Annotated in this window: 5 protein-coding genes; 3 read left to right on the forward strand and 2 right to left on the reverse strand. The window is 48.5% G+C overall.

The window, feature by feature from the left end:
* Positions 1 to 81: 81 nt before the first annotated feature.
* A complete protein-coding gene (locus ABYW01_RS12695) occupies positions 82 to 774 on the reverse strand; it encodes a hypothetical protein (protein ID WP_372833224.1) in 693 nt (230 codons plus the stop codon).
* Between the two features lie 114 nt (positions 775 to 888).
* Between ABYW01_RS12695 and ABYW01_RS12700 the strand changes: the two genes are divergently transcribed.
* Positions 889 to 1,923 (forward strand): IS630 family transposase, encoded by a 1,035-nt coding sequence (locus ABYW01_RS12700; protein WP_372833226.1) that lies wholly within the window; start codon positions 889 to 891, stop codon positions 1,921 to 1,923.
* An 802-nt stretch (positions 1,924 to 2,725) separates the two neighbouring features.
* Here ABYW01_RS12700 and ABYW01_RS12705 read toward each other — a convergent pair.
* Entirely contained in the window at positions 2,726 to 3,343 is a 618-nt protein-coding gene (locus ABYW01_RS12705; RefSeq protein WP_372833228.1) for a dienelactone hydrolase family protein, read from the reverse strand.
* 384 nt (positions 3,344 to 3,727) lie between these two features.
* Between ABYW01_RS12705 and ABYW01_RS12710 the strand changes: the two genes are divergently transcribed.
* Positions 3,728 to 4,942, forward strand: coding sequence for an alpha/beta fold hydrolase (locus ABYW01_RS12710; RefSeq protein WP_372833231.1), 1,215 nt, complete (start codon positions 3,728 to 3,730; stop codon positions 4,940 to 4,942).
* 112 nt (positions 4,943 to 5,054) lie between these two features.
* The gene (locus tag ABYW01_RS12715; RefSeq protein ID WP_372833233.1) at positions 5,055 to 5,546 is read left to right on the forward strand and encodes a 2TM domain-containing protein; all 492 of its coding nucleotides are present in this window, start codon (positions 5,055 to 5,057) and stop codon (positions 5,544 to 5,546) included.
* Positions 5,547 to 5,557 lie beyond the last annotated feature (11 nt).

Genomic DNA, 5,557 nt, shown 5'->3' on the forward strand with positions numbered 1-5,557 from the left:
CCTCCACACGACTCTAATACCCGCTTTATTTCTTCAATCACGCTCATACCTCAGATATTGCGCTTCAAACACCGGCGCATATCACTGCGTCCGTGTGCTTTGACTTGCTATATTCTGAATTTCAGTCAGATGAAAAACTATACCGTCATAAGCATCGCCTAAGAGCCGGTCTTTTGGTTCTTTATTCATTATTCTTCTTACTTCAATTTCAATATTCCCAATTTTTATTTTGTCTCCAACATCTACAGCTAACACTGCATCATCAAACCAATCCCTAAGCTCAGAGCCTCCATCACTTCGCGTAACAATGTTTTTTAGCGAAACCTTTCCTACCAGAAGACTATTTTTATATATATTTATACCACCCTTAATACCCTCACCCTTTGGCCAGTCATTGGTCGAGTGGACTTCTAAGTAGAACTTATCATCATTTAGAGAGGCTATTTCTATACGCTGAGATCTTTTAATTAGAATTTCCCCTGAGGCTATTGATAGCCCTCTTGGAAACAACAGCTGAGTTTCTATCTGACGAAGGCGTTCAGATATTTCGTAACCGTTTGTAACTGGGGAAACAAAGGAAATGTCTGTGCTTTTCTGCTGAAATAATAACGTTCCAATCGAGACAATCAGACCAATAGCTCCAACCCAAAATCCAAATACAGAAAACCTTCCGGCGGTCTTGTTCTGAATAAGCTCTTCCTTAATTGGAGCAATCACTTCACCTTTGATTGCATCGATGTTGTTTTCGATTTTTCCAATGTTATCGTGATGCATTGTAAGCTCTAAAATAGCTTCATCAAGTTTCTCGACCGTTATTCCTTGTTCCTTAAGGTCTTCAGATATTGATATATTAACCCGGTGGTAATTTACATTTGATATAATGCTTGGATGAAAACTGACGCACGCAAGCTCAGCACAGAGCAACAGGAACTTCTACGACAGCAAGCCGTTCAGCTTCGCCTGCAAGGGAAAAGCTTTAAATCAATCGGCGCTTTGCTCAATGTTCATCCAAACACCGTAGGACAGTGGTATAAGCGTTATCGTGACGGTGGGAAGGACGCTCTCCTCGTCGAAAAGCGAGGCCCTAAAAAGCCCCCGCGCCGTCTGTCCGAGGCTCAGGAACAACGTGTTATTGAGGCTATTACTGGTGAAATGCCCGGCCAGTACAAGCTGGGATTTGCCCTTTGGACGCGTCGCTCTATAGCCCAGCTGATTAAGCAATTCTGGGGGATTAGTATTCCTGTCCGAACCATGGGCGATTATCTGAAACGCTGGGGCTTCACACCTCAGAAGCCTGTAAAGAAAGCTTGGGAGAAAAACCCGGCCAAAGTAGATGCTTGGCTGCAAGAGGAATACCCGCGAATCAAGGCGCGTGCGAAAAAGGAGAAGGCCACAATATTCTGGGGTGATGAAACGGGTATCAAAAACACGACCCAGCATGGTCGTTGCTACGCCCCCAAAGGAAAAACGCCGGTACAAGAGCTTCCCGCTAAGCGCGTATCACTGAATATGATTTCAGCGATTACGAATCAGGGTGAAGTGCGTTTTATGCTGTATGAGTCATCAATGAATGCGAAAACACTGATAAAGTTCCTGAGAGCGCTGATTGAGTCAACGCCGGGTAAGGTCTTTCTGATACTGGATAATTTGCGCGTACACCACGCCAAAAAAGTGAAACGCTGGTTGTCTAACCGGACGGTAAAGCGCTACTTGGAAGTCTTTTTTCTACCCGCTTACTCACCCGAACTGAACCCTGATGAGTACCTGAATTGTGACCTAAAAGGGATGCTCCATAGCGGAGAAGCTATCCGTTCGGTGGGTGATCTGAAACAGAAAACCCGGTCTTGTATGCGAAGGCTGCAGCGTCGGCCTGAGCGGGTGAGAAGTTATTTTAAAGCAAGGCATATAAAATATGCCGCTTAGTAAATGTAAATGTCCGCCGGGTTAATAAGATCTTTTAGGGTTTCGCTAAATTTCAATTAATTCTCCTAAGAATATAACGATTAACACGCGAGTCAGTCTGGTGCGCCAACGGCAGAGGGATCTCGTGCTGTGCCTTGTTGCTCTGCGCCGCCGTGAAACTCTATCCGAAACCAATATATTTAAAGGTGGTTCCACTAGGCCTACTTACAGAGCGCGTTTTCTCTAAACCCATAAAAAACGCAGAAAAACTAAGCCCATATCTTGGTTCTTCTCTACCGTGAACTCGTCTGGCTGCGTCGCTTGAACGTGTTCAAACTCGCTTCCTGCGGTTCACGATACCTTATATGCAGAATCACAGATATAGGACATTTTCTGAATTTCGCTCGATTGAGACATTCAGTTACTGAAGTAGTCTTTTTTCCCACCAATCTAAAGAAATCATAAGTATCTCTAGTCAGGCGTCAGAGCCACATTTTAATTCTGCGCCGACGCGTTTTTGTCCCTCACTGCATACAGAGGAACAATCGTATCTATTTGAAGAGAAAGAACTTTGAGGATCGTATGCTTCTTCTCTTCCGATGAAAACGAGCATGCGCGTTTTGCTGGCTTTGATAGCGTGTATCCCTGCTATCCATTATCGCTAAGCAACTGATATTGAAGTAATTTGATCTAAATTTCCAGACATAAACGCGCGGGTATGTGATGAAAAACACGCGCTTTTTTGGTGTGGTATCAAATTCACTGTTGATACATACAGAAACAGAATGGTTGCTCCATTATTTCTGATCAGACAGCAGCGATATTACTTATCGAGATGTAAGTTCAGAAAGCCAATTAGTTCAGGCCAGTACTTTGTGTGGTCATAAAACAGGTCATGACCGCCACTCGGATAGTAATGAACTTTGAGTTCTTTACCTGAATTGTTAGCTGCGCCTTCGAGTGAGGATACGTTTTTTAGAAAGTCCGATTCATCGTCTTTGGCGATCATCGCAAGCATGGGTGCTTTGATCCCATCGATGCGGGATAAGGCTTTATGGAAAGGTTTTGTCATGCCCGGTGCGAGCATAAAAGCAGCGGCAACATCAACGCCTTGAGTGGCCGTTGTTAAGGTTAAAAAGCCGCCCCGCGAAAAACCGCCTAGGGCGATACGTTCAGGATCGACGTCCGGCCTTACCTTTACGGCGGCTAAACCCTGACGGGCTTCTTGGATGATCTTGCGAATGTATTTTTTGCCTTTGCCGTCGCCGTGCTGGCGAAGCAGGATAAACGCCAGATAGCCCTCTTGGGCTAGCGCATCACAGAGTTCACGCAGGTCGTAGCCCTTGCGTGCAGCACCTTCAAGACCGGCAGAATCGATAAGGTGTCCGTGATTATAAACAACCGCGGGATAAGGAGGTGCGATATCGGGTTTGCATACCATCGCCTTTCCGCTCGCTCCGCCGTGCGCCCAGCTCTCTGCGAGTGCAGGATTGATAAAGAAAAGGCACGCCAATAGGGCCAGACAGGCTTTGGGGGATCCCGCAGCTTTCCGTTGGGTACGCTTAGACACACGCCCTGATTCACTTCCCTGCCAGCATTCCATATCCACACCCAATCGTTTCAGTTGTCTGCTGGATACAGATTAACCGGCTTGAGAAGGCTATATCAAGCACCACCCTTTCCGTATTGAGAGATGGCCGATAAGAGTCGGTCAGATATTCTCCATTGTATGGGCCAATCCCGTGCATATTGGAACGCGGGTGCAGCGCTTGATATTGCCCTCCGTATGGCGCATAACAGAGGCTTAGCCTTAGAAGGAATTGCTATGAAAACCGAACGCCTCGAATTCACCGGCCATGATGGTTCAACACTGGCCGCACGTCTTGATCTGCCGGTTGGAAAGCCCGCGGCTTACGCGCTGTTTGCCCATTGCTTTACCTGCTCGAAAGATATTCCTGCTGCACGGCGTATTGCGCAGCGTTTGGCTTCGCTGGGGATTGCGGTGCTGCGCTTTGATTTCACGGGGCTGGGGCACTCGGAGGGTGAGTTTGCCAATACCGGCTTCAGCTCTAACGTAAATGACCTGTTGCTGGCAGTGGATTTTCTGCGAGATCAGTACGCGGCCCCGCAACTGTTGATCGGCCACTCGTTGGGCGGCGCGGCCATATTGTCTGCTGCAGGTCGGGTGCCAGAGGCGAAAGCGGTGGTAACAATCGGTTCACCGGCAGAGCCTGAACATGTACTGCATAACCTGTCGGAACATATCAGTGAGATCTGCGCGGAAGGTGAGGCTGAGGTGTTACTGGCGGGTCGGCCGTTCACGATTAAGAAGCAGTTTATCGATGATATCTCTGCCACCTCATTGGAGCAGTCCGTCAACCAGCTGAAGAAAGCACTGTTGGTGATGCACGCACCGCTGGATGAAACCGTCTCGCTGGATAATGCCGCCAAGCTGTTCCAGATGGCAAAACATCCCAAGAGCTTTGTGACCTTGGATTCGGCCGATCATCTGCTCAGCCGGATTGAAGATGCCGAGTACGCCGCTGAGATGATCTCCGCCTGGGTACAAAGCTATATCGATGTGGGTCTGTTGCCCAAGTTGATGAATGCACCTGAAGGTATCACACGAGTGAGTGAGGCGGATGCGAACAGTTTCACTCAGGATATCAGTGCTGACGGTCATCACCTGATTGCTGATGAACCGGCGAACTACGGCGGTAACTATTTAGGCCCCACGCCCTATCAACTGGTTGCCGCCGGTTTGGGTGCCTGTACATCGATGACCATCCGCATGTATGCCCGTCAGAAAAAGATCCCGTTGGAGCATGTTCAGGTAGATGTCAGCCATGCCAAAGTCCATGCTCAGGATTGTGAAAGCTGCGGGCAAAATGGCGGCAAGATCGATCGCTTTGAACGCCGCATCAACTTGTCGGGTGATCTAACGGACGCCCAGCGTCAACGCCTATTGGAGATCGCAGACCGCTGTCCGGTACATCGAACACTGGAAGGCGAGATCGATATTCAGACCGAGTTGGTTTAGCCGTACCCCTGATAAAATGGGGCCTGTCACCCATCTGTCAGGTGTCTGTCGTGTTCGATAGGTACGGTTTTCATCTACATTCAGTCACCAGAAACAGAGATAAGGACGCACCATGATTGTCAGGAAACTTCGCCTTCAGCGCGGCTGGTCACAGGAACAACTCGCACAGATGAGCGGTTTGAGTACCCGCACTATTCAGCGTATCGAGCGGGGCCAAAAAGCAGGACTGGAGTCCCTGAAATCCTTAGCGGCTGTTTTTGAAGTTCAGGTTTCTGATCTTAAACAGGAGGACAAGATTGTGACTGAAGAACAGGTAATGGGAAGCCACCCCAGCGAAGAGCAGGATAAAGAGCAGCAAGCGATGGAATACGTGCGTGACCTCAAAGGGTTTTACGCACATCTGACCAGTTATGTGGTGGTGATGATCGGCTTGATTGTGATCAACCTCTTCACCTCCCCCGACTATTTCTGGGCGAAATGGCCACTGATGGGCTGGGGGATCGGTGTCATTTCACACGGATTGAGTGTCTTTGAGGTGATCAATCTGTTCGGCGCGGACTGGGAACGCAAGCAAGTGGAGAAGCGACTGGGCAGGAAACTCTGATTTCTGCCCAG

Origin of the sequence: Pontibacterium sp. (genome assembly GCF_041587635.1) — a bacterium.
In the GTDB taxonomy this organism is placed as follows: domain Bacteria; phylum Pseudomonadota; class Gammaproteobacteria; order Pseudomonadales; family Balneatricaceae; genus Pontibacterium.